Consider the following 2,575-nt stretch of genomic DNA (forward strand, 5'->3'; position numbering starts at 1 on the left):
CCAACCCCTCTGACAATCATCCCCACCTCGCGCTCATCAATCGTCAGCGGCGGCAGCAACCTGATGGTCTTGCCACGAGTCACGTTGATCAACAAGCCGTGATCCCGCGCGGCGATCAGCGTCAGGTCGCGCACCGGTTGTTTCAGTTCGATACCGATCATGAGGCCCTGCCCCCGGATTGCCAGCACGTTCGGGTTGTCTGCCAATTCGGCGCGCAAGCGTTCCAGCAGCCGTGCGCCCTGCACCCGCGCATTCTCCAGCAGGCCTTGCTCTTCGATGATGTCCAGCACCGTGCAGCCAACCCGACAGGCCAGCGGATTGCCGCCGAAAGTGCTGCCGTGGCTGCCCGGGGTGAACAGGTCCGCCGCGCGGCCACGGGCCAGGCAGGCGCCGATCGGCACGCCATTGCCAAGGCCTTTGGCCAGGGTCATGACGTCGGGAACGATGCCTTCGTGCTGGAAGGCGAACCACTTCCCGGTGCGGCCGATGCCGGTCTGGATTTCATCGAGCATCAGCAGCCACGCGTGGCGATTGCACAGTTCACGCAGCGCTTTGAGATAACCCGGCGGTGCGACTTGTACGCCGCTTTCGCCCTGGATCGGTTCGACCAGAATCGCCACGATGCGCGCGCCGTGTTTGCGCTGTATTTGCTCCAGCGCGGCGAGATCGCCGAACGGCACTTTGACGAAGTCCCCCGGCAGTTCGTTGAAGCCCAGGCGCACCGCCGGGCCATCGCTGGCAGACAGCGTGCCGAGGGTGCGGCCATGAAACGCGTTGGCCATGACCACCACCAGCGGCTGCTCGATGCCTTTGCGCCAGCCGTACAGGCGCGCCAGTTTCAGTGCCGTCTCGTTCGCTTCGGCGCCGGAGTTGTTGAAAAACGCGCGCTCCATCCCCGACAACACAGTCAGCCGCTTGGCCAGTTGTTGTTGCCAATCGATGCTGTACAGGTTGGAGGTGTGCAGCAGCAATCCCGCCTGCTCGCTGATCGCCGAGACAATGCGCGGATGCGAGTGGCCGACATTGGTCACTGCCACGCCGGCAACAGCGTCCAGATATTCGCGCCCCGCCTGATCCCACAGGCGCGTGCCCAGGCCCTTGGTGAAACTCAGGGCCAGTGGTTGGTAGGTATTCATCAGGGCGGCGGTCATGACGTGAAACTCCATTGCAGGTCGGTGTTTTTGCAGTATGGTTAGCCACCTGAGCTGGATAAACTCGGAAAAACTTCAATCATTTAAAAGCTGAGCTTGATAATGGATTTGTTCCAGTCGATGGGCGTGTACGTCAAAGTGGTCGAAACCGGGAGCATGACGGCCGCCGCCGCTAAGTGCGAAATGTCGACGACGATGGTGGGCAATCATCTGCGCGCGCTGGAGCAACGGCTCGGCGTGCAACTGCTGCAACGCACCACGCGCCGCCAGCGCCTGACCGAATTCGGCAGCGTCTATTATCAGCGCTGCCTGGAAGTGCTCGGCCTGGTGGCCGACTCCGAACGCCTGGCCGAACAAGCGTCGGACGAGCCGCGCGGTTTGCTGCGTATCACCGCGCCGCTGACCTTCGGCGTCGAACGACTGACCCCGGCTCTCAGCGAATACTCCTTGCTGTATCCGCAAGTGAAACTTGACGTGGTACTGACCAACAGCCGCCCGGATCTGCTGGAGAACGGCCTCGATGTCGCATTCCGTTTGGGCAATTTCGACCAATCCAATTTGATCGCCCGCCCCCTGATCGACTACACCCTGACCGTCTGCGCCTCCCCCGAATACATCGCGCGGCGCGGCATGCCGCACACGCCACAGGATTTGCAGCAACACGATTGCCTGTCCTTCGCCTACCCGGCTGGGGATGATTGGCAATCGGTGGAAAAACGCTGGCGTCTGAGCGGCCCGGAAGGTGAAGTCCTCGTCGACGTCAGCGGGCCGATGCTGATCAACAGCTCCGCCGGACTGCATCAAGCGGCGCGCAACGGCATGGGCATCATGATGCTGCCCGATGCGCTGGTAGAGCAGGATCTGCGCGACGGCAAACTGGTGAGGGTAATGACGGACTACCAACCGCCGAGCAGGCCGATGCATCTGTTGTATGCGCAGGATCGCTATCGACTGCCGAAGCTGAGACGGTTTGTCGAGTTTGCGATGCGTACGTGGGGGAAACCCGCTGACGCCATGCTCGGAAAATAACGCACGCCGGGAAAAATCCCGACCACCAGACCGTTGCTCCGTGACAACGCCGCCCCGCTCCCCTAAATTAGTCGGCCTGAAAAAGACCTCGTGCTTTCTCGCCTCAACTCAAGTTAAAAAAGTAGTGAAATTTCAATGTCCGATTTCAACACCGCTGAATCCGTAGTCACCCAGTCGTCCAAAGCGGAATACGAAAACTCCATCAATCTTTCACAACACCTGCCTCAAGCCAAAATCATCAGCGAGATGGTCCTGGACGCGTTCCAGTCGACCCGCGAAAGCGACCAGATCCGTGAATTGCGTGCGGCGATCCGTCAGGCGCATGACAGCTTTGATGACGACAAGGCGTACGAGCTGATGGGCGAACTCAAGCGCCTGAAAGACGCCGAGGCAGC

At 60.8% G+C, this 2,575-nt stretch carries 2 protein-coding genes and 1 pseudogene; 2 read left to right on the top strand and 1 reads right to left on the bottom strand.

The window, feature by feature from the left end; all coding sequences use genetic code 11:
• Positions 1–1,151, bottom strand: a 1,151-nt coding sequence (locus D6877_RS14985; RefSeq protein WP_130911302.1) for an aspartate aminotransferase family protein, incomplete at its 3' end; no start/stop codon positions are given.
• Positions 1,152–1,253: 102 nt separating this feature from the next.
• On the opposite strand from D6877_RS14985, the gene D6877_RS14990 reads away from it, so the two are divergent.
• Both D6877_RS14990 and D6877_RS14995 read left to right on the top strand, forming a co-directional pair.
• Positions 1,254–2,180, top strand: a complete 927-nt coding sequence (locus tag D6877_RS14990; RefSeq protein ID WP_122507822.1) for a LysR family transcriptional regulator — start codon at positions 1,254–1,256, stop codon at positions 2,178–2,180.
• 135 nt (positions 2,181–2,315) lie between these two features.
• Positions 2,316–2,575: pseudogene (locus tag D6877_RS14995) on the top strand (hypothetical protein); the annotation flags it as partial.

Origin of the sequence: Pseudomonas sp. Sample_9 (genome assembly GCF_004307535.1) — a bacterium.
Classification (GTDB): domain Bacteria; phylum Pseudomonadota; class Gammaproteobacteria; order Pseudomonadales; family Pseudomonadaceae; genus Aquipseudomonas; species Aquipseudomonas mercuritolerans.